This window comes from Janthinobacterium sp. EB271-G4-7A, from assembly GCF_020858075.1.
GTDB lineage: Bacteria > Pseudomonadota > Gammaproteobacteria > Burkholderiales > Burkholderiaceae_D > Janthinobacterium > Janthinobacterium lividum.
The window spans coordinates 518,141-538,473 of record NZ_JACYMI010000003.1 but is presented as its reverse complement, the minus strand read 5'-3'; the positions used below and the strand labels follow the sequence as shown (position 1 = coordinate 538,473).

Annotated in this window: 19 protein-coding genes; 7 read left to right on the top strand and 12 right to left on the bottom strand. The window is 63.3% G+C overall.

Going from position 1 to position 20,333, the window contains the following annotated elements; all coding sequences use genetic code 11:
* Positions 1-106: 106 nt before the first annotated feature.
* Entirely contained in the window at positions 107-958 is an 852-nt protein-coding gene (locus tag IGS58_RS22875; protein WP_230522770.1) for an SDR family oxidoreductase, read from the bottom strand.
* 116 nt (positions 959-1,074) lie between these two features.
* Here IGS58_RS22875 and IGS58_RS22870 point away from each other — a divergent pair, with 116 nt between their 5' ends.
* From IGS58_RS22870 to phaP, 4 genes are all read left to right on the top strand, one after another.
* The gene (locus IGS58_RS22870; protein WP_230522769.1) at positions 1,075-1,503 is read left to right on the top strand and encodes a winged helix-turn-helix transcriptional regulator; all 429 of its coding nucleotides are present in this window, start codon (positions 1,075-1,077) and stop codon (positions 1,501-1,503) included.
* Between the two features lie 91 nt (positions 1,504-1,594).
* The gene (locus tag IGS58_RS22865; protein ID WP_230522768.1) at positions 1,595-3,847 is read left to right on the top strand and encodes an ATP-binding protein; all 2,253 of its coding nucleotides are present in this window, start codon (positions 1,595-1,597) and stop codon (positions 3,845-3,847) included.
* A 47-nt stretch (positions 3,848-3,894) separates the two neighbouring features.
* Positions 3,895-4,089, top strand: coding sequence for a hypothetical protein (locus IGS58_RS22860; protein WP_151094197.1), 195 nt, complete (start codon positions 3,895-3,897; stop codon positions 4,087-4,089).
* Between the two features lie 107 nt (positions 4,090-4,196).
* A complete protein-coding gene (gene phaP, locus IGS58_RS22855; RefSeq protein ID WP_034778166.1) occupies positions 4,197-4,808 on the top strand; it encodes a TIGR01841 family phasin in 612 nt (203 codons plus the stop codon).
* 122 nt (positions 4,809-4,930) lie between these two features.
* Here phaP and IGS58_RS22850 read toward each other — a convergent pair whose 3' ends face one another.
* Positions 4,931-5,557 (bottom strand): helix-turn-helix transcriptional regulator, encoded by a 627-nt coding sequence (locus IGS58_RS22850; protein ID WP_230522767.1) that lies wholly within the window; start codon positions 5,555-5,557, stop codon positions 4,931-4,933.
* A gap of 8 nt (positions 5,558-5,565) precedes the next feature.
* Positions 5,566-6,783: an MFS transporter gene (locus IGS58_RS22845; RefSeq protein WP_034778162.1), complete on the bottom strand. Its 1,218-nt coding sequence runs from the start codon at positions 6,781-6,783 to the stop codon at positions 5,566-5,568.
* A gap of 160 nt (positions 6,784-6,943) precedes the next feature.
* On the opposite strand from IGS58_RS22845, the gene IGS58_RS22840 reads away from it, so the two are divergent.
* From IGS58_RS22840 to IGS58_RS22830, 3 genes are all read left to right on the top strand, one after another.
* Positions 6,944-7,648 carry an SMI1/KNR4 family protein gene (locus IGS58_RS22840; RefSeq protein WP_230522766.1) on the top strand — a complete coding sequence of 235 codons (705 nt, stop codon included), beginning with the start codon at positions 6,944-6,946 and terminating at the stop codon, positions 7,646-7,648.
* Between the two features lie 95 nt (positions 7,649-7,743).
* Positions 7,744-9,396, top strand: coding sequence for a VRR-NUC domain-containing protein (locus tag IGS58_RS22835; protein ID WP_230522765.1), 1,653 nt, complete (start codon positions 7,744-7,746; stop codon positions 9,394-9,396).
* On the top strand, positions 9,393-11,669 hold the full coding sequence (locus IGS58_RS22830) for an ATP-dependent DNA helicase (protein WP_230522764.1): 2,277 nt from the start codon (positions 9,393-9,395) through the stop codon (positions 11,667-11,669). Before IGS58_RS22835 ends, IGS58_RS22830 begins: the two co-directional genes overlap by 4 nt.
* A gap of 5 nt (positions 11,670-11,674) precedes the next feature.
* On the opposite strand, the gene IGS58_RS22825 is transcribed toward IGS58_RS22830, so the two are convergent.
* From IGS58_RS22825 to senA, 9 genes are all read right to left on the bottom strand, one after another.
* A complete protein-coding gene (locus IGS58_RS22825; RefSeq protein WP_230522763.1) occupies positions 11,675-12,103 on the bottom strand; it encodes an XRE family transcriptional regulator in 429 nt (142 codons plus the stop codon).
* A 21-nt stretch (positions 12,104-12,124) separates the two neighbouring features.
* Positions 12,125-12,532, bottom strand: coding sequence for a type II toxin-antitoxin system RelE/ParE family toxin (locus IGS58_RS22820; RefSeq protein WP_230522762.1), 408 nt, complete (start codon positions 12,530-12,532; stop codon positions 12,125-12,127).
* A 51-nt stretch (positions 12,533-12,583) separates the two neighbouring features.
* On the bottom strand, positions 12,584-13,312 hold the full coding sequence (locus IGS58_RS22815; RefSeq protein WP_230522788.1) for a LytR/AlgR family response regulator transcription factor: 729 nt from the start codon (positions 13,310-13,312) through the stop codon (positions 12,584-12,586).
* An 11-nt stretch (positions 13,313-13,323) separates the two neighbouring features.
* The gene (locus IGS58_RS22810) at positions 13,324-14,400 is read right to left on the bottom strand and encodes a sensor histidine kinase (protein ID WP_034778149.1); all 1,077 of its coding nucleotides are present in this window, start codon (positions 14,398-14,400) and stop codon (positions 13,324-13,326) included.
* Positions 14,401-14,406: 6 nt separating this feature from the next.
* Complete coding sequence (locus tag IGS58_RS22805) at positions 14,407-15,210, bottom strand: LiaI-LiaF-like domain-containing protein (protein WP_034778147.1); 804 nt, start codon at positions 15,208-15,210, stop codon at positions 14,407-14,409.
* Complete coding sequence (locus tag IGS58_RS22800; protein WP_070254145.1) at positions 15,200-15,583, bottom strand: LiaF transmembrane domain-containing protein; 384 nt, start codon at positions 15,581-15,583, stop codon at positions 15,200-15,202. Before IGS58_RS22800 ends, IGS58_RS22805 begins: the two co-directional genes overlap by 11 nt.
* A 383-nt stretch (positions 15,584-15,966) precedes the next feature.
* Positions 15,967-16,881 (bottom strand): NAD-dependent epimerase/dehydratase family protein, encoded by a 915-nt coding sequence (locus IGS58_RS22795; protein ID WP_230522761.1) that lies wholly within the window; start codon positions 16,879-16,881, stop codon positions 15,967-15,969.
* 219 nt (positions 16,882-17,100) lie between these two features.
* Positions 17,101-19,047 (bottom strand): UvrD-helicase domain-containing protein, encoded by a 1,947-nt coding sequence (locus IGS58_RS22790; protein WP_230522760.1) that lies wholly within the window; start codon positions 19,045-19,047, stop codon positions 17,101-17,103.
* Between the two features lie 33 nt (positions 19,048-19,080).
* Positions 19,081-20,277, bottom strand: a complete 1,197-nt coding sequence (gene senA / locus IGS58_RS22785; RefSeq protein ID WP_230522759.1) for a selenoneine synthase SenA — start codon at positions 20,275-20,277, stop codon at positions 19,081-19,083.
* Positions 20,278-20,333 lie beyond the last annotated feature (56 nt).

The window sequence follows — 20,333 nt, the reverse complement described above, 5'->3', positions numbered from 1 at the left end:
GAGTCCCTTCGTGGGCACCATTACCTAATTCGCAAAAAAGCCGCAAACTTTCACGAGTTTGCGGCTTTTTTCATTTCAAGATGCCGCGCTGCCGCGGCCCTTTCCCTTATTTGGCCAGCGCCGCCTTCACGGCGTCAAACAGGCTCGTCGTCGGACGGCCAATCAGCGCGCTCAATTGCTTGCCATTGTCTTCCAGGCCGCCCTTGGCCGCACCCGCATCGGAGTCGGCCAGCAGGTCGGCAAACCCTTCCGGCACACCCACGCTCACCAGCGCCGCCTTGAAGTCCGCCTGCGGCATATCCTTGTACGCAATCGCCTTGCCCGACTGGCGCGCCACTTCGGCCGCATATTCCGTCAGGGTAAAGCCCTCGTCGCCAGCGAGTTCATAGATGGCTTGCGGCTGGGGCGCCGTCAGCACGGCGGCCGCCGCCGCCGCGTAGTCAAGGCGCGCGGCGGACGAGAAGCGGCCGTTTTGCGCCGCACCGAGCACGACGCCATGCTCGAGCACGGGCACCAGGTGCTCCGTATGGTTTTCCAGGTACCAGCCGTTGCGCAGGAAACTGTACGGCAGGCCGGATGCGCGGATGGCCGCTTCCGTAATGACGTGCTCGGCGGCCAGGCCCAGCGGCGACGTGTCGGCGCGCAAAACGCTGGTGTAGGCCAGCAAGGCCACGCCGGCCCGCCTGGCTGCATCGATGACATTCTGGTGCTGCTGCGCGCGCTGGCCCACTTCGCTCGACGAAATCAGCAGGATCTTCGTTGCACCCTTGAATGCCGCATCGAGACTGGCGCCATCGTTGTAATCGGCCTGGCGCACTTGCACGCCCTGGGCGACCAGGCCGGCGGCCTTGGCCGGGTTGCGCACGGCGGCGATGATATTGGCTGCGGGGACGGATGTGAGCAGGCTGGCGATGACGTGCTGGCCCAGATTGCCTGTGGCGCCGGTGATGACGATCATGATTTCTCCTTGGTACGTGGGTGGTAAAACCCTATAATAGGACTATTGCTTACTTATTGTAAGTACGTACCTTTTGGTAAGTATGAATGAAATCTACATTTACAGGTCCAACTATCATGTCCACAGACACTCCTGGCGCCAGCCTGCGCACCGCCCTCGCCCGCCAAAACCAGGGGGCGCACCTGCTGGCGGCGGCCTGCCCGTCGCGCGCCGTGCTCAGCCACCTGACCAGCCGCTGGGCCGTGCTGGTGCTGGTATTGCTGCTGAGCGGCACGCGGCGCTTCAGCGAACTGCGCCGCGAAGTGGGCGGCGTGAGCGAAAAAATGCTGGCGCAAACCCTGGAAGCGCTGGCGGGCGACGGTTTCGTGCTGCGCCAGGCGTATCTGGTGATACCGCCCAAGGTGGAATACAGCCTGACGCCGCTGGGACGCGAGGCGGCCGAGCGCCTGGCCGTGCTGGTCGACTGGATCGAGGATAATTACCCGCGCATCGAACAGGCGCGCGCGGCCCTGGAAGCGGTACCGGCAGCGCAAAAAGCGGCTTGAACAGATTGCTTTTGGTCATCAAGAATTATCGTTTACTCCTACTTGCCTTGATGTAATACTAGGCCCATGAACCGCGTAAGGGCGCGATACCATGAACCAGTTGATTTCCTCCATCACCGACCGGGCCAATGTGCTGCTGGTCAGCAATTCGCCGAATGATGTGCGCGAACTGCTGTATGTGCTGGACCGGCATAACCTGGGCACGGGACTGGCGGGCGATATCGACGAAGGCGTGGAACTGGCGGCCGGCGGCACGGACCTGATCCTGCTCGACGCGGCGCTGGCGGGCACAAATATCGGCGCCACCTGCATGCGCCTGCGCAATGCGGGCGGACGCCACGGCGTGCCCCTGCTGCTGATGTCGGCCACTCCCAGCGCCGAGGAACAGGGCCGCAGCGTGGGCGCCGGCGCCAGCGACTACATCAAGATGCCCTTCAATGCGCGCGACGTGGCGGAAAAAATCCTCATGGAACTGGCGCTGCACAAGGCCGAGGCGCCAGCCGCCCGCCCCTACACCACTCCCGCCACGCCACCGCGCCCCCTGCATCCGCAAACGCTGGAAGTCAATTACCACTCCATCCTGGCCGGTTCGCCCGACGCCGTGCTGCTGTTCGATATCGACAACCGCCTGCTGATCGACGCCAACCACCTGGCCGAAGAACTGTTCGGCATGCCGCTGGCCGAGCTGCTGCAAGGCGGCATGGAGCCCCTGTTCCCCAGGCATCAGAGCGATGGCAGCGCCTCGCCACAATTGCTGGAAGAAAAGATCCGCGATACCTTGCAAGGCAAGATCGTCGTCTTCCGCGCCAACTGCTGCCACCGCGACAGCCACCCGATCGCCTGCGAAATCCGCTTGATGCGCCTGTCCGTGCCGGGCCGCCAGCTCGTGCATGCGCGCATCATCGACTTGACCGAACGCAACCTGGCCGAAGCCATGCGCGCGGGCCAGAGCACCCTGCTGGAAATGGTCGCCAAGGGTGCGCCCCTGATCCCCACCCTGAACCAGCTGCTGCTGCTGATCGAAGGCCAGTCGCGCGGTGTGCTCTGCTCCATCATGCTGCTCGACGATGACGGCATCCACATGCACAGCGCGGCCGGTCCCAGCCTGCCGCCCGAATACATGGCCCTGCTCGAAGGCGTGGCCATCGGCCCAGGCGTGGGCTCTTGCGGCACCGCCATGTTCCTGCGCGAACCGGTGGTGGTCACCGACATCATGCGCGATCCGCTGTGGGCGCCCTACCGCGAGCTGGCCGCGCCGTTCGGCCTGCGCGCCTGCTGGTCGCGCCCCATCTTCGGCCAGGATGGCGCCGTGCTCGGCTCGTTCGCCATGTACTACCGCGAAGTGCGCCAGCCCGACGCGCGCGACCTGGAACTGATCGACACGGCGACCGACCTGGCCGGCATCGCCATCGGCCGCATGCGCCACGAACGCGAGCTGCAGCGCCACCGCGCCCACCTGGAAGAGCTGGTGGCCGAACGCACGGCGGCCTTGACGCAGGCCAAGGAACACTCGGAGCAAACGAACCTCGAACTGGCCGCCGCGCTGGAAAACCTGTCCATCACGCAGGAAGAACTGGTGCGCCGCGACAAGCTGGCCGCGCTCGGCGCGCTGGTGGCCGGCATCGCGCATGAACTCAATACGCCGATCGGCAACGGCCTGGTGGTGGCCACCACCATGGCCGAACGCACGCGCGAAATCCAGGCCAGCTTCCTCGACGGCCTGCGCCGCTCCGAACTGGGCGCCTACCTGACCCAGGCCAGCGAGGCGGACGCCATCATGCTGCGCAACCTGCAGCGCGCCGCCGACCTGGTCTCGAGCTTCAAGCAGATCGCCGTCGACCGCGCCAGTTCGCAGCGCCGCCACTTTCTGCTGCGCCAGTTCGTCGCCGAACTGATGCTACCCATGTCCACGCCGCTCAAAGCCGCCGGCCTGAGCCTGACGCAGGACGTGACGGACGGCCTGGCCATGGACAGCTATCCCGGCCCGCTGGGCCAGGTGCTGAGCAACCTGCTGGAAAATTGCCTGCGCCATGCCTTCGAGGGCCGCAGCGGCGGCAACATCGCCATCACGGCGCGCGGCAGCGACGATGGGCAGACGATCACCCTGTCCATCGCCGACACGGGCGTGGGCATCGCCGCCGACGACCTGGCGCACGTCTACGACCCCTTCTTCACCACCAAGCTCGGTTCCGGCGGCTCTGGCCTGGGCCTGCATGTGGCGCACAACATCGTCACGGGTGTGCTGGGCGGCCATATCGACGCCACCAGCAACACCGGTGCCGGCAGCGGCACCACCTTCACCCTGCAGCTGCCCGCCACGGCGCCGCAATCGCCCGCGCCCTGAACGGCAGGCGCGCTACAATGCCGGCAGGCTTTTCTTTCGGAGCAACTATGAAATACCTGATCGCCACGGCCCTGCTGGCCGCCTGCGCGTGGGCCTCGGCCGGCCCTGCCCCCTGGTACAAATGGCGCAGCAAGATCGACGGCACCCTGTCGTGCGCCCAATCGCCCCTGGGATTTGGCTGGGAACTGGCCTCGGGGCCGTACAAAGATAGCCGTTGCGAAAAACCGGCGCTTGTTAAATAATGGGGTCATGACCACACGGGGCACCGGCTTGAGATCAAGCGATGGCATTGCGGCGTCGAAAGAGTATGGAACGATAAGAACGTATCTATTCAAACCGAGGAGACCACATGTTTACGAATCCCGAACAATTCGCATCGGCCACCAAGGCCCTGTTTGAATTCCAGCTGATGACCTTCAACACCCTCACCTCCAAGGCCGTGCAAGGCGTGGAACAGGTATTGGCGCTGAACATGGCCACCGCCAAGTCCGGCATCGAGGATGGCCTTGCCGCCAGCAAGGAAATCAGCCAGGCCAAGGATCCGAAGGCCGCCATGGCCGCCGCCGCCGCCCAGCTGCAACCGGGCGTGGCCGGCGCAAAAGCGTATAAACAGCAACTCGACGACATCATCAAGGAAATCCACACGGAATTCACCACGGCCGCCGAAGCCCACGTGGCTGAAGCGAAAAGCAATCTGAGCGCCCTGATCTACGACGTCACGAAAAACGTGCCGCCCGGTTCGGAAAATGCTGTCGCCATCGTCAAGGCCGCCATCGACAACGCCTTCCTCGGCTACGAGCAGGTGACCAAGGCCACGAAACAGGCCGTGAAGACCGTGGAAGAGCAGATCGCCAAGGCCAGCGCGCAAGTGGCGCAGGCAACGGAAAAGGCGACGAGCGGCGCCACCGCCGCGGCTGAAAAGGCAGCGCCTGCCGCCAAGCCGAAGGCTGCCAAAAAGTAAGTGATGCAGGTCGGATTAGCGCGGCAAGGCCGCGCGTAATCCGACGCATTGTTGGCGCCAATGGTGATGTCGGGTTACGCGCGCAACGCTAACCCGACCTACAACTATCGGGGCCTGACTCCTCAGACCCCGATGGGTATGATCCGGTACACGCAGCGCCGCCCCCCCTCCAGCAGATATTCGCTGCGCTCCACCGTGCAATCGCCCCCCAGTACCCGTTGAAAGATGGCCAGCTCCGAGCGGCAGAAATTCTGGCATGCCGTGGCGGCCGCGCAAATCGGACAATGGTTTTCCACCAGCAAGACACTGCCATCGTCCTGCGGTTCCGCATGGGCCATGTACCCCTCGCCATCGCGCGCCCGCGCCAGGCTGTCCACTCGTTGCGCCAGCGCAAGCTGCGGGTCGACCAGCTTGCCGTAAGCGGCTTCGCTGCTGCGCTCGCGCGCTCTGATCAGTTTATCCAGGCCCTCGTCACCGAACTGGGTTTTCACCTGCGCTATCAATTCCAGGGTCAGGTCGGCATGGCGGTCAGGAAAGCGCGCATGGCCCTCCCGCGTCAGCGTCCAGCGCCGCGACGGGCGCCCCACCTTGTCGGCCACGTCCTCGAAAGCCACCAGGCCACGTTCCAGCGCCGCTTCCAGCTGGCGCCGCGCGCCCATGGACGTGATATCGAGCAAGGCCGCCAGTTGCTGCGCCGTCTGCGGCCCGCGCATCTTCAGCAGGAACAGGATCTGCTCCGACGTATTCATGCTCGCGCTCATGCCACAGCTTGCGTGTCGCCCACGCCGGCCAGCTGGCGGCGCCAGGCCGCCATGCGCCACGCGGCCCAGGCGGCGGACAAGGCGCCCGCGACGAGGATCAGCCGCGTGTCGATCAGGGTCAGCACGGAGCCGCTGAGGGCCACGACGATGTTGGCGATGCAAAAGGTGGTGGCCAGCAAGCCCATCACGGCGCCCTGCCCGTGCGCGCTGAAGCGTTCGGCGCACCAGCCCTGGATCACCGTGTTGTACAGGGCATTCGGAATGCCGAACAGCACGATGGCAGCGATGCCCACCCAGATATTACCCAGTGCCAAGATTCCTACGGCCAACGCCACGCCGCAGGCATACCAGCTGGCCCGCAGCAGCGGCGCATGGCGGCTGGGTCCGCCCGCCAGCAAGGACGTGACCGTCATCGTGCCGCACAGGCCCACATTCACCCAGGCAATCTCCTGTGCATGGTAATTCGCCGTCTCGACCAGCCACAGCGGATAGAACTCGTAGAAGCTGGCCACGCCGCACGTCAGCGCCAGCTGCACGATGAACAGGGTGCGCAGCTCCTCATGGCGCAGCAGGTTCAGCGAATGGCGGTCGCGCGCCACTTGCCACCACGACGTCGTCAGCAACGACGGCGTTTCGCGCGGCAAGCCCACGGCCACCAGCACGGCGACGAGCATCAGGGCGGCGGCAGCGATCCAGAACGGCACCGTCACGCCCCAATGCAGTGTCGCACCCGCCAGGATCGGGCCCACCAGCCAGCCCAGGTAAAACGCGCCATTCAGCCACGACATGGCACGCAGGCGCAGCGGTCCCGTCAACTGGTCGGCCAGCATGGCGCGCGCCACGGCGCCGTTTCCCTCCAGCAAACCCGTGATGAAACGGGCGACGATGAACAGCGGGTAGGACTGGATCACCAGCGCCCAGGCCGTGATGGCATGGCCGATGGCGGCGCCCACGGCCGTGCGCATCAGCAAGGGGCGGCGGCCATAGCGGTCGGAAAGCGGTCCCAGCAAGGCCGAACCGATCAGCAATCCCAGCGGGTTGATGGTCAGCGCCAGGCCGAACAGCAATTTGGACGGCAAGCCGAGAAAATTATTGAAGGCATTCGGCGCTTCGGCCGCAAACAGGGGCGGCAGGATCGGATACGGCAGCGAGGCGCCGATGGTCGACAGCAGCGCCAGCAAACAGGCGGCGGAAATCAGGATGATGTTTTTCATGCGGGCTCGATGGATATTGTCTGGCAAGACTACGTGAGCACGCCACATAAGTAAACTAAAATGTTTATTAATTATGCCAAGCCTTGCCGCCATGGCGTGAACCGTGCGCGCCATCGCCTCGGCTATCATTGCCCTATGACTCACGTTTAACAGGGCAAACATGACACTGTCAGAAATTGAACAGCAACACGGCTTTACCTACCCTTCACTGTACCGGCAACTGGAAAGCGACGGCATGCTGGCCGTGGGTGAATATGGCCCCGACTGGTACAAGCTGGTCTATCCCACGTTGACGGACCGCCCCACCCTGCTGCTGCATGCAGACGATTTCGAATTGCTCAACATCCAGGCCGTTGCTGCGGAAGTGGAAAGCTTGCTGGGCGCGGACGATTACCGGCAGATCGATCCCGCCTTCCAGTTCATCCCGTTCGCGCAAACGGGCGCGGGCGACCACTACTGCTTTTTCGCGTCTGGCCAGCACGATGGCGAGATGCCCATCGTGCTGCTATGGCACGACCAGAATGAAGCCCAGTACCTGGCGAAAAACCTGCAGGACTTCCTGTTTCACATGTTGTTGAACAGCATGGCCGACCAGGATACGTACAACGATGTCGGCGACGAGGAATTCAAGGATCAACTGGCAAAAACCCTGGGCACCCACGCGCGCTACCTGACGGCGCGGCAAGCCGAGGTGCTGCAAACGCTGCTGGCCAGGGACATCATCGATTACGAGGTGGAGCTGCCAAAGGGGCCCACGGAAACGCACCGGGGCTTGCTGACCAATATCGAACTGGCCAGCCTGCGCGCCGAACTGATTCCCTACGAAAAGTTCGACAGCTGTTTTGCCTACAGCGGGGCTGACTGAACATAAAATCGCTGGGCAAGCGGCGGCTGAAGGTTTAAACTGTATATAAACACAGTAAAATCGTTCACCTTGCATCTTGCCCTATTGCCATCCCCATGTTGAGAGTCCTGGAAAATCCCCTGTACTATCTGGATAATTTCCAGGACGTGCTGAACTGGATCAGCGCGCGCTACGCCGATCTGCTGAGTGCTGAAGAAACGCAGTTCATCGCCGCATTCAGCGCACTGCCGCAGCCGTCGCGCGCCCTGTTCGTGCGCCTCGTCATGCGCAAGGGCTGTCTATTTCGCGCCAGCAAGCTCAATTACCCGGAAATCGGCGACACGCGCGCGGCTGCCCTGCCCCTGCTGGAGACAGGCTGGGTCGAGGCCGATCCTGTCATTGCGCTCGATGAACTGTTCGACTTGCTGCTGAAAGCGGAAATCGCCCAGGCCTTCCGCCTCGACGCGCCCCTGAAGGCGGCGCGCAAGGCGGAACAACTGGAGGCCTTGCGCGTACTGCATGCGGAAAGTCAACCGTTTTCCGCCTGGCATCCGGCCTGCACCGACGTGCTGTACCGCATCGGACTTCAAACGCTGTGCGACCGCCTGCGCCTGATTTACTTTGGCAACTATCACCAGGACTGGTCGGAATTCGTGCTGTCCGACCTCGGTGTGTATCAATATGAAAAAGTGGAATTCTCGCCGCAGTCGAGGGGCTTTCGCACGCGCCAGGATATCGAGCACTATGAAGTGCTGCACCAGTGCCGCGAACGCTACAACGACAGCGCGCCAGCCGACGAGGTGCTGCAGGAACTGGCTGCGCTGCCATTACCCGAGGACAATACCTGGCTGGCCAGCCGCCGCGACAAGCTGCGCTTCCAGATCGCCCAGCACCTGGAGAAATGCCAGGACTGGCCGGCCGCCTACCGCGCCTATGCCGATTGCCGCTATCCGGGTGCGCGTGGCCGCGCCATCCGCGTCCTGGAAAAAGATGAACAGCCGCAAGCGGCCTACGAACGCCTGCTGATCGCCCTGGCCGCGCCGGAAAGCGAGGCGGAACAGCAATTGCTGCTGCGCATGGCCCCCCGTTTGCGGCGCAAGCTGGGCCATGCGAAGCAGGCGGCCAATGCAGCAGCAGCCGTGGAGCGCATCGACCTGCGGCTGCCCTATCCGGAACAAGCGTGCTACGTGGAAGGCGTGGTGCAGCAACACCTGATGCAGGACGGCGCGCCCGTGTATTACGTGGAAAACACCCTGATCAACTCACTATTCGGCCTGCTGTGCTGGCCCGCCATCTTCAAGGCCATGCCGGGCGCCTTCTTCCACCCGTTCCACCGTGGGCCAGCCGACTTGCACAGCGCCGATTTTTACCTGCGCCGCAGCAGCGACTTTGCCGCCTGCCTGGCGCAGCTGGACGACGGCAGTTACCAGGCCACCATCCGCGCCACGCTTGCCGCCAAGCACGGCATCGTCTCGCCCTTCGTCAGCTGGGACGTGCTGGACGACGGCTTGCTGGACCTGGCGCTGGCCTGCATTCCGGCAGCGCATCTGAAGAAGGCATTCGAGCGCATCTTGCTCGACATCAAAAGCAACCGCAGCGGCTTTCCCGACCTGATCCAGTTCTGGCCGGCCGAACAGCGCTACCGCATGATCGAAGTCAAGGGTCCGGGCGACCGCCTGCAAGACAACCAGCTGCGCTGGATCGCGTATTGCGCCGAGCACGCCATGCCCGTCAGCGTGTGCTACCTGCAATGGCAGGTGGGCGCATGAGCGCCAGGAGGTACACGATCGCCGTGCGCGCCCTGTGCGAATTCACCGCCAAGGTGGGCGACCTGGACTTGCGTTTCACGCCCTCGCCTACGGCGCAGGAAGGCATGGCCGGCCACGCCACCGTGACGAGCCGGCGCGACGACGATTACCAGCGCGAAATCAGCCTGTCCGGCCACTTCGGCCCCCTGCACATGCGCGGGCGCGCCGATGGCTACGACCCGGCGCGCCGCCAGCTGGAAGAAATCAAGACGTACCGCGGCGACCTGGATGCCATGCCTGCCAACCACCGCCAGCTGCACTGGGCGCAGGCGCGCATCTACGGCCATCTGCTGTGCCAGCAACTGAACCTGCCCATGCTGCGCGTGGCGCTCGTGTATTTCGATATCGTGAGCCAGAAGGAAACCATCATGCACGAGGAATGCACGGCCGAGGCGCTGCGTCTGTTCTTCGAACAGCATTGCGCCCTCTTCCTCGACTGGGCCGAGCAGGAAATGGCGCACCGCGCCAGCCGCGACGCGCAGCTCACGGCCATGGCGTTTCCCCATGCGGACTTTCGCCCGGGCCAGCGCCAGCTGGCCGAGGCCATGTACAAGGCCAGCAGCCGTGGCTGCGGCTTGCTGGCGCAGGCGCCGACCGGTATCGGCAAGACGGTGGGCAGCCTGTTTCCCATGTTGAAGGCGACGGCCGCGCATCGCCTGGATAAACTGTTTTTCCTGGCCGCCAAGGTGCCGGGGCGGCAAATGGCGCTCGACGCCTGCGCCATCCTGAAAGATAGCGCGCCCCTGCTGCCGCTGCGCGTGCTGGAGCTGAGCGCCAAGAGCAGCGCCTGCGAACATCCGGACAAAGCCTGTCACGGCGAATCATGTCCGCTGGCAAAAGGTTTTTACGACCGCTTGCCGCTGGCGCGTGAGGTCGCGCTGGCCAGCGGCTTGATCCTCGACAAGGAAGCCGTGCGCGCCATCGCCTTGCAGCAGGGTATTTGCCCGTACTACCTGGGCATGGAGCTGGCACGCTGGAGCGACGTCGTCATCGGCGACTACAATTATTACTTCGACCTCAGCGCCATGCTGTACGGCATGACTTTGGCCCACGACTGGAAAGTCAATGTGCTGGTCGACGAAGCGCACAATATGGTGTCGCGCGCGCGCAGCATGTATTCGGCCGAGCTGGCGCAGATCAATCTGAAAATGCTGCGCAAGTTCGCGCCCGACGCCTTGAAAAAGCCGCTGGACCGCCTCTCGCGCCAGTGGACGGCCTTGTTGAAGGAGCAGGATGGCGACTACCACGTGCATGCGGCCTTGCCGGACAAATTCTTTGGCGCCCTGCAAGGCGTGGCCACGGCGATCGGCGACTACCTGGCCGACCACGCGGCGGCGCTGGACGAAGATTTGCAGCGCTTTTATTTCGACGTGCTGCTGATCAACCGCCTGGCAGAGAGCTTTGGCGAGCATTCGCTGTTCGACGTCAGCAAGACGGACACGGGTACCACAGCTGGTTCCACCGTCTGCATCCGCAATATCGTGCCCGCACCGTTTCTCAAGGAGCGCTTCGCGGCCAGCCACAGCACGGCCCTGTTTTCCGCCACCCTGAGCCCGTGGAATTACTACAGCGACACCCTGGGCATGCCGGCCGACACGGCCTGGGTCGACGTGGAATCGCCGTTCCAGGCGGAACAACTGTCCGTGCGCGTGGCCGACACCATTTCCACGCGCTACCAGCACCGCGCCGCCTCGCTGCTGCCCATCGCCCAACTGATGGCACGCCAGTATGCGGAAACGCCGGGCAACTACCTGGCCTTCTTCAGCAGCTTCGATTACATGGAAAAGACGGCCCAGCTATTCGCCCAGCATTACCCGGACGTGCCCATCTGGCAGCAGCCGCGCCGCATGGATGACGGGGCGCGTGCGCAATTTCTGGGCCGCTTCGGCCTGGATACGCGCGGCATCGGCTTTGCCGTGCTCGGCGGCGCCTTCGGCGAAGGCATCGACTTGCCGGGCGCGCGCCTGATCGGGGCCTTCATCGCCACCCTCGGTTTGCCGCAGATCAATCCCGTCAACGAACAGATCCGCCAGCGCATGGGCGACATCTTTGGCGCCGGCTACGACTATACATATCTGTACCCCGGCATGCAAAAGGTGGTGCAGGCGGCTGGCCGGGTGATCCGCACGCAGTCGGACAAGGGGGTCGTCTACCTGATCGACGACCGTTTTTCGCGCCCGGAAATCCGCCAGCTGCTACCCACGTGGTGGGACGTGCAACTGGCCGGTGAATAATCTCTTCAGGTATTGCCAGCCCGCTTGCGCGACACGCCGGCTTTCCGTTTTCCTGGAGGGGTCGCAGATGCAGGAAGTCCGCTGTCGTCGACATCGGCATCAACTTCCTGGCTGCGCAGAAAATTCTGCAGTTCGATACGAACGCCGTTTTGCGCAACGACCGACAGTTCCAATGTCATGCCCAGCGATTGCAAAAACCGGCGCAAGGTCGATACATAGGTATCGCTACGCTTTTCCAGTTGCGAAACGGCGTGCTGTTGAATCCCGAGTTCCCTGGCAACCTCCGCCTGGGTCTTGCCCACTGCCTTGCGGAAATCCGTCAGCGTGGCGGCGTGCGCTATCATTTCTTGCATCTTTTCCTGGGACAAAGCCGCAATTTTTGCCTGCCGCTCGGCCGGCAAACTGTGGATGGCGTCGTTCAGATTTCTTCCCATGGCAAACTCCTGTTCCTAAAATCACCTACTGCCTTTGTCCTGCCTTGCTTTCGCCGCATCCAGTTTTTTGAGGTGTTGCTCGTAGCGTGCATTGGCCTTGGATAACAAATCCCTGTAAAACCTGGCCTCATCGACACCCTGCTTGGCTGCCGCAACCAGAATGACCACCTCTCGCCTCGTATCGAAAGCAAAGACCGCGCGCCACACCTCTGCCCCGTTGTTGGCCTTGAACCGCAGCTCTTTCATGTTCGGGTGTTCAGGATTCTTCAACGTCCCGACATGAGGCCGTCCGGCAGCCGGACCCAGCTTCGACAGCGCATCGGCACTCGCCAGCAATTCATCCTGAACATCTATCGGTAAAGCATCGAATTCCGCGTCGAAATCATCGTGAAACGTGATCGACCATGTCCTCGGCGCATTCACAATCACCTACAGATGATATCATGCTCAAATGATTAAATATCTCCGCCACAAAACATGCTAGCCCACCAGTAACCTGAGTTTCTGATACCCCGCCTTGCTCACGGGTATCCTCGTATCGTCGCGCAGGATGGCCACATGGCTGTCCTTGGTGGCCGCCTCGATGCGGCGGATACCGTCGATATTGAGCAGGTACGACCTGTGCACGCGCAGGAATTTGGCGGGATCGAGCTGGGTTTCCAGCTCCGACAGCCGCTGGCTTTTCAGGTAGGATTTGCCTTCGGAACGGATGCTGATGTAGTCATCCTGCGCCTCGATGTAGTCGATGCGCGCGCTGGCGATCACGTGGACCTTGGCGCCGTCGCGTATCAGCACGCGGTCCAGCGGGGCGGCGCGCGTGGCCGCCTCGCGCGCCAGCGTCAGCACGGTCTCGGGCGTGCTGACGCTGGCGCGCGCATGGGCCAGCGCCTGGTCGAAGCGCTGTTCGCTGAACGGCTTCAGCAGATAGTCCAAGGCGTGGCATTCGAACGCCTTCAAGGCGTACTGGTCATAGGCCGTGACAAAGATCAGCTTTGTCTTCGCGCCGATCAGTTCCGCCACTTCAAAACCGTCCAGGCGCGGCATCTGGATGTCGAGAAACACCAGTTCCGGTTCCAGGTCCGCGATGGCCTTGACTGCTTCGAAGCCGTTGGCGCACTCGGCCACGATATCGATATCGTCATAGCGCGCCAGGTATTCGCGCAACACGCTGCGCGCCAGCAGCTCATCGTCGACGATGGCCACCCGCATTCTTGCCTGCATCATGCTTCCTCCGTGTCGCCGGTCTGCGCCGGCATGGAAATCATCACCTCGAAATGGCCATCGCGCCGGCCCCAGTGCACGCTGGCCTCGTGGCCATACGCACCGGCCAGGCGCTGGCGCACATTTTCCAGGCCGACGCCATTGCCCCGCTCTGGCCCTTGATCCGCGTCAACCGGGTTGCGCACGGCGATCTGCAACAGGCTGCCCATGCGCCTGGCCTCGATGGCGATCAGGCCGCCCTCCGTCAAGCCGCAGATACCATGCTTGACGGCATTTTCCACCAGCGGCTGTATCAGCATGGGGGGCAGCAAACACGCCAGCGCGGCGGCATCGATGGCTTCCGCCACTTGCAGGCGCTCGCCGAAGCGCACTTGCTCGATGGCCAGGAAATGGCGGATCAGCACCAGTTCCTGTTCCACGGTAATGTGCTTGTGCGCTTCCAGGCTCAGGCTCTGGCGAAAGAAGCTGGCCAGCTGCACCGTCATCTGGCGCGCGCCCGCCGCATTGATAGACGTCAAGGCGCTGATGGAGTTCAGGCTGTTGAACAGGAAATGCGGATCGATCTGCGTGCGCAGCATGCGCAATTGCGCTTCCTGCGCCGTCAGTTGCGCTTCCAGTCCCCGCTGCTCGGCCATCCTGGCGCGCACGAATTCCAGCAACAGATAATGCACGGCGGCAGCCAGGCAATACAGCAGCACGCCCAGGCCGAAGAACAGGGCCAGCAGCGATTGCGTCAGGTTCACGCCCAGCCAGCGCAGCTCCAGCAACAGGCTGACGCTGTTCAAAAATTGCAGCAAGGTGGCCCACAGCAAGCCCGCGAACAGGGCCGCCACGCCCATCACGCCGGCGATGGCAAGCGGATGGCGCGCATGCAAGGGGTAGGCGCGGCACAGGTAAAACGCGGAAAAGCCCGAACCGATCGCATACACGAGCGTGGCGGGCACCACCAGCACGACGGCATTGAGCCAAGGCGCGTGGGCCACCCTGGCCAGGATAAAGGCCAGGGCCAGGCCCAGCGCGATGCAGACCAGGAAAACCACCACGGCGCCGCGCCGCTTCGACAGGGGCCCCGACATGCGCGCCTAGTTGCGGATTTCCAGGCCGCCCATGATGGCGTAGCCCGTCACGTACAGGCGCTTCGCCTGGTTCGGCGGCACAATGGTCTTTTCTTCGAAGCCGCCGAGGATGGGCGTGCCCTGCAGCACGACGCTCCAGTCGGGCGGAATCTTGATGGTGACGCCGCCGCACAGGGCAAATACGTTGAGCACGGCTTCGCCTTCGATCGACGCCTGACGCAAGTCGATTTCGCAGCCGGCCATGATGACATTGATATCGCCGCCCTTGAAGCGCTGCGACGACACGCGCCGCACATAGCCGCCGAGGATGGCCGTCACTTCGATGATGCTGTCATCGTCCGCCTGCCCGCTGGCGCCGGGTGCTGCCGTGTCCTTGTCGAGCGACACGGCGCCATTCCTGGCCTGGCCGAACGAGTCAGGCGCGGCGGTACCGTCCTGCTGCGCGGCAAAGCGACGGCGGCGCTGGCGCTGCTGCGCGCCGGGCAGGGACTTCGACACCACGGCCACACCCAGGCCGATGATCAGCAAGGGCCACAGCAAGTCCCAGTTCATGTAGAAGATGCCCATGTGCTTGAGGGTCCAGGCCACGCCCAGCAGCACCAGCATGCCGCCCACCAGATAGCCGTTCGCGCTGCGGCTTTGCGACAGTTTCAGCAGGCCAAACACGATCAGCGCCGTGGGCCAGAAGCGGAAGGTGTAGCGCACGTTGATGAAACCGAGGTTATCGAGCAGGAACAGCAGCCCCAGGCCGATGACGATGACGCCCAGCACGATCTGCGATGGCGAGTGCAGCGGCGGTTTATTTTTCATGCTCGGACTCCCGGTAGGCAATAAAATGTTTGTTCAACAGCGGCTCCAGCACGAGACCCACGCCCCAGGCGATCAGCAAGGCGGGCCAGCTGTTATAAAAACTCAGGTTCCACAGTTCTTCATACGACACATACCACCAGGCGGCGAAAAAGATCAGCCACAGGCCGCTCAGCACCTGTTTGGCGGACACGGGCGTGAGCAGCTTGTTCAAGCCGAAGACGACCAGTATCACCGGCCAATAATGCCATAGTGAATAATAATCGTGGAGATAGATCACATCGAGCCGGTCCAGCAGGATGATGGCACCGATGGCGATCAGCAGCACGCCCCACAGCAGCTGGGTACGGCGGCAATAAGCTGGTTCAGGTTTCACGGTCACCCCTTGAAGTTGGTTGATCGTAAAGATACGCGGATTTCGGTGATGGGAAAACACCGCTTCGGCGAATGGCGGACAGGTGGCGGTGAATGGCGCAGCGGCGGAAACAACAGGCAAAAAAAAGACCGGCTAGGCCGGCCTTGAAGGGGTTCGCAGTACACACCGCGACCTGGAGTTGCAGTGCACAGCCGCGTGGCACAGGGCGCCAACGCGAACAGAAATCTGGTGCCGATCCTTGAGGCGACCGGCTGACCTGCTGGAAGATCGAACATGCCGCCAACTTCACGGCAGTGCGTCTCAACCAAGCAGAGCCATCATACTCCCGATCGCCATACAGCACCGTTCGCTAGCGCACACTGATGGGGTTTTGCTGAGCTACATCAAACAGCGATGGCGTGCGGCGGATGCAGCATGTCGTTCCCGATCCATGCCAGCACGGACGGGCCCTGCGGCTGCCAGCCCAGCAGCTTGCGCGCCCGCTCGCCGCGCACGCGGCTGTTGGAGCCAAGGCCGTAGGAAGCCATCTCGTAACCCCATTCGGCTATCGCCTCGGGCAACGGCCAATCCTGCGCGGGCCCCAGGTCCAGTGCCTCGGCGATGGCGGCCGTCATGTCATGGAAAGCTGCTTCGCCCGACTCGACGAAGTAAAACGTGCCGGCCGGCGACTTTTCCAGCGCCAGCAAATACAGGCTGACGACATCGTCGATATGCACGTTGGACCAGATGTTGCGGCCCGGCCCCACGTGACGCACGATGCCGCTCTTGCGCGCCTGTTTCAGCAGGCGCGGCAACTGCACGCTGTCGCGCGGCAAGGCGCCGTGGCCGTAGATCAGGGTATTGCACAACACGCTGGCGCGCACGCCCTGGCTTGCGCTGGCCAATATCAGGTCATCGATGGCGACACGGGCCGCCTTGTCTGCCGTCGGCGCCGGCAGCCTGTCTTCGTAATAGATCTGTTCCGTGCCCTCGCCGCCCGACGCGTCGCCCACGATGGACGAGCCGCTCGTATGCAGGAACACTTTGTTCGTGCCGGCCAGCGCTTCGAGGATCGCTTCGACGGCGGCGCGGTGGTCGCTGCTGGCCGCATTGATGACGGCATCGGCTGCCTTCGCCTGCTCGATGAGCAATGCGCGATCGTTCAAGGTGCCGACGATACCGTGCACGCCGATGCTGGCCAGCTCGGCCACCTGCTCGGGTTTGCGCACGAGGCCCGTCACCTGATGGCCGGCGCGCACGAGGCCCGCCGCGATGGAACTGCCGATAAAACCCGCTGCGCCTGTCAAAAACACTTTCATGCCGTGGACGCCAAACAAAACCTACTGCGCGTCGCGCTTTGCGGCCTGCGATGCTCACCGTGCTCTAGCACGGTTGCGCTTCTTAGCCACAAATCATCGCCGCTCGCTACGGTTTTGTTAGGCGTCGTTCCTCCTTTGTAAGTTCAGATCGATTGTGATCAGTCCGACAAAGTATGCGCCGTTTCCGCCTTCGCAAAAAGCAGCCACACAGCAAAAGATCTATGACTTCGGCGCAACAATCTTCTGCTTGAGCTGCAGGGCGGCGATGTAGCGGCTCTGATAGGCGGGGTCTTCCGGCGTCAGCAGGGTGAGCCTGTCGCGCGCGCGGGTGGCGGCCACATAGAAGCGGTTTTCCTCTTCCAGCGGGTCGGTCTTGCTGCGCGGGAATTCATCGACGGCCAGGTAGGGCAAGATGACGTGGTTGTATTCGAGGCCCTTGATCTGGTCGATGCAGGCGATGACGAGTTTGGCCTTGCCGGTCGAGACCGTCACGGCTTCTTCCATCTCGCCCAGCCAGCCGGCAAAGCCGCCCAGCGCCACGCCCGCTTCGCGGCACACGGCAATAAAACCGTGCAGGGAACGGGCGACGACCCGCGCCTGGGCCGGGTCGACATAGATGCGGCGCGCCGTCTGTTCCAGCTGCATCAGGCCAAAGATGTGCTGCAGCGCGTCGCCCGCCAAGGCGTCGGGGGGCAGCGCGCGCAGGTAATCGACAGCGGCCAGAGTCAACGCCGCCTTGTCCTGGTTGTGCGACTTGGCCAGCTGGTTCGTCAAGAAGCCTTCCAGCAAGTCGGGATAGTTGGCCACATCGGCCTTGGCTTGCTGGAGCTCACCGCGTGTAAACGGGATTTCCGCGAACGCCACCAGCGCTTCGAGGATTTCGCCGCGGCGCGGGCCACTCTTGATCGTATGTAAATCCTTGCGGGCGATGGCGACCATGCCGCGCAGCATCAGCACTTCCAGGCTCAGCAGATAGCTGTTCATGTCCACCAGGCCATACGCGATGCCACTCTGGAACAGTGCCGTTTCCACGCGGATGGCCTGGTCGCGGTCGCGCAGCAAAATGGCCGTCGTGCCCGCATGCGCGTGTTCGAGCGCGGCGATCAGCTGGGCACTGCAAGCCTGCGGCTGCGTATGCTCGTATTGCAGCACTTCGATGTGCGTGGCACGCGACAGGGCCGACACGCTGGCCTTGTTTTTCAGCACGCCCACGGCGTGCGCCAATTGCGGGCCGTAGCGGTAGGAGGCCGTCAACGGCAGGCGCTGCAAGGTGGGGAATTCCTGCTCGAAGCGCTGGCGCAGGAAGCGGTGGTCGGCGCCCGACCACGTATAGATGACTTGATCCTTGTCGCCGGCGCCGCAGAAAAACGCGTTACCGCGGCGTATCAGCATGGTCAGCAGGCGGAACGACGCTTCGTTCAAATCGTGCAATTCATCGGCCACGATGATCTGGAAGGCCGGCAATTGCTGGCGCAGCGGCTCGTCGCCGTCGAGCATGCGCACCAGGTCGTAGGTGGCGTCGAATGGCGCGCGGAACTGGATGTCGCCCGTGTCGGCGCCGCGCAAGCCTTCATATTCGCGCAGCCACAGATAATGCGTGCGCGACATGCCCAGCATTTCCAGATTGTCGTCCAGGGAATTGCTCTCGAAGTCAGGATTTTGAAAATCCAGGCGCGCCTTGGTGCGCAACTGCAATTTCAAGAATTCGGCGATCGCCCCGTTCGTCGTATTGATTTCCAGCGGGTAGCGGTGAGCGTATTTCTCCGATACCACTTCCAGCGCTTCCCAGGCTACCGGGCGCAACTCTTCATCGCTGCGCATGGATGCCACCTGCATGTTTTCCAGCTGCCGCAGCACCTTGGCGGCAAAGGCATCGAAAGTGTCGACGGTCAGGCGCTTGACGACGCCCAGCGGCACACCCACTTCCAGCAGGCGCTGGCGCAGGGCCACGCGCGCCGCCTCCGTAAACACGAGGGCCAGCATGCGCTCGGGCGCGCGGCCCCGGTGCAGCGCTTCGGCCAGCCGCAGGGCCAGGGTCGTCGTCTTGGCCGCGCCGGCATTGGCGTCGATCAGCACCACTTTCTTTTGCGCCGTCTGGATGGCGACCTGCTCCGGCGTGGGCGTGATGCGTTTGGGAATGAACTGCGGGGCGTTATCTGTACTCAAGGGTATCCTGAAATGATGTCTGTTCTCGGCGCGCTACCAGGCGCAGGTGCGCAGGCCGGCAAAGATGTCGCCCCGTTCGGGCGCGTGGAAGGCGCGCATGCGGGCCGAATGCAGCCGCGGCGGCGTGGCGAAGGCGGCGCCGCGCAGCACCTGGTGCTGCATGAAATATGGCGCGGAATATTCGCGCCAGGCATCCACCGCAAAGCCCGGATACGGCTCGAACGGCGTCGCCGTCCACTCCCACACCTGGCCCCAATGGAAACGTGGATGGCCGGACAGCGCAGCATACTCCCATTCCGCCTCGGTCGCCAGGCGGCGCCCCGCCCAGGCGCAATACGCCTGCGCCTCATACAGGTTGATGTGGCGCACGGCTTCGTTCGGCGGCAAGGTCGTGCGCTGGCCGAAACGCATGGTGCGCCACTGCGTTGCTTCGCGCAGCCAGTACAGGGGCGACGAGCGCTCCTGCTGCATCAGCCAGGCGCTGCCGGCCGCGCTCCAGAACTGGCGGTTCTGGTAGCCGCCATCGGCGACAAAATCGGCAAACTGGGCGTTGGATACGGCGCAGGCATCGATGGAAAACGGCGCCACGTAGCAACTGTAGGGCGGCGATTCATTGTCGAAGGCAAACCCGGCGCCGCGCGGCGAGCCCAGTTCAATGGTGCCGCCTGGAAAAGCGATCTCGCCCGCCCCTGGCGGCAAGGCCGGGCTGGCCGACAGGGATTCCGGTGCTTCCAGGCCCATCCATTGCAAGCCGGCCAGCATTTCCTCGCCGCACAAGTCTTCATGCGCCAGCGCCAGCCGGTACGGCGCCAGGGCGCTGTCGACATTGGCTTCGCGCGAGAGTTTATCCAAAACCCTGTCGAGCACCTCGTGGCAATACGTTTTCACGGCGCCCGGGCTGGGCAGTTCCAGCTTCCAGCGCGCGCGATGCTCCACCATGTTGGCGTCGAACAAGTCGTCGCCGCGCGTCAGCAGGGAGTTATAAATGGCGTCGGCCGGATGGCTGGAAGCGGCTTCGCGCAGGATGAACCACTCGGCAAACCAGGCGATGTGCGCAAGTTGCCACAAGGGTGGCGTGAGGCGCGGATGCCGGGGCAGGCCGGCCACCACGTCCAGTCCGGCCGTGACGTAACAATCGAACAGGGAAAGAGTATCCTGGCGCGCGGCCTGCAGCGACTGGGCCAGTTGCTGCGCGCCGGCGTGGCGAAAAGAGGCGTTGATTAAAGTCATGGCCTGATTGTAACGACTTATGCCATCCTTGCACTAGTCGCACGGGTAACGGGGAG

Excerpts from the sequence above, each read along its gene's own strand:
- IGS58_RS22875 (WP_230522770.1), bottom strand. The coding sequence starts at position 958 with ATGATCGTCATCACCGGCGCCACAGGCAATCTGGGCCAGCACGTCATC.
- IGS58_RS22870 (WP_230522769.1), top strand. The coding sequence starts at position 1,075 with ATGTCCACAGACACTCCTGGCGCCAGCCTGCGCACCGCCCTCGCCCGC.
- IGS58_RS22865 (WP_230522768.1), top strand. The coding sequence starts at position 1,595 with ATGAACCAGTTGATTTCCTCCATCACCGACCGGGCCAATGTGCTGCTG.
- IGS58_RS22860 (WP_151094197.1), top strand. The coding sequence starts at position 3,895 with ATGAAATACCTGATCGCCACGGCCCTGCTGGCCGCCTGCGCGTGGGCC.
- phaP (WP_034778166.1), top strand. The coding sequence starts at position 4,197 with ATGTTTACGAATCCCGAACAATTCGCATCGGCCACCAAGGCCCTGTTT.
- IGS58_RS22850 (WP_230522767.1), bottom strand. The coding sequence starts at position 5,557 with ATGAATACGTCGGAGCAGATCCTGTTCCTGCTGAAGATGCGCGGGCCG.
- IGS58_RS22845 (WP_034778162.1), bottom strand. The coding sequence starts at position 6,783 with ATGAAAAACATCATCCTGATTTCCGCCGCCTGTTTGCTGGCGCTGCTG.
- IGS58_RS22840 (WP_230522766.1), top strand. The coding sequence starts at position 6,944 with ATGACACTGTCAGAAATTGAACAGCAACACGGCTTTACCTACCCTTCA.
- IGS58_RS22835 (WP_230522765.1), top strand. The coding sequence starts at position 7,744 with ATGTTGAGAGTCCTGGAAAATCCCCTGTACTATCTGGATAATTTCCAG.
- IGS58_RS22830 (WP_230522764.1), top strand. The coding sequence starts at position 9,393 with ATGAGCGCCAGGAGGTACACGATCGCCGTGCGCGCCCTGTGCGAATTC.
- IGS58_RS22825 (WP_230522763.1), bottom strand. The coding sequence starts at position 12,103 with ATGGGAAGAAATCTGAACGACGCCATCCACAGTTTGCCGGCCGAGCGG.
- IGS58_RS22815 (WP_230522788.1), bottom strand. The coding sequence starts at position 13,312 with ATGCGGGTGGCCATCGTCGACGATGAGCTGCTGGCGCGCAGCGTGTTG.
- IGS58_RS22810 (WP_034778149.1), bottom strand. The coding sequence starts at position 14,400 with ATGTCGGGGCCCCTGTCGAAGCGGCGCGGCGCCGTGGTGGTTTTCCTG.
- IGS58_RS22805 (WP_034778147.1), bottom strand. The coding sequence starts at position 15,210 with ATGAAAAATAAACCGCCGCTGCACTCGCCATCGCAGATCGTGCTGGGC.
- IGS58_RS22795 (WP_230522761.1), bottom strand. The coding sequence starts at position 16,881 with ATGAAAGTGTTTTTGACAGGCGCAGCGGGTTTTATCGGCAGTTCCATC.
- senA (WP_230522759.1), bottom strand. The coding sequence starts at position 20,277 with ATGACTTTAATCAACGCCTCTTTTCGCCACGCCGGCGCGCAGCAACTG.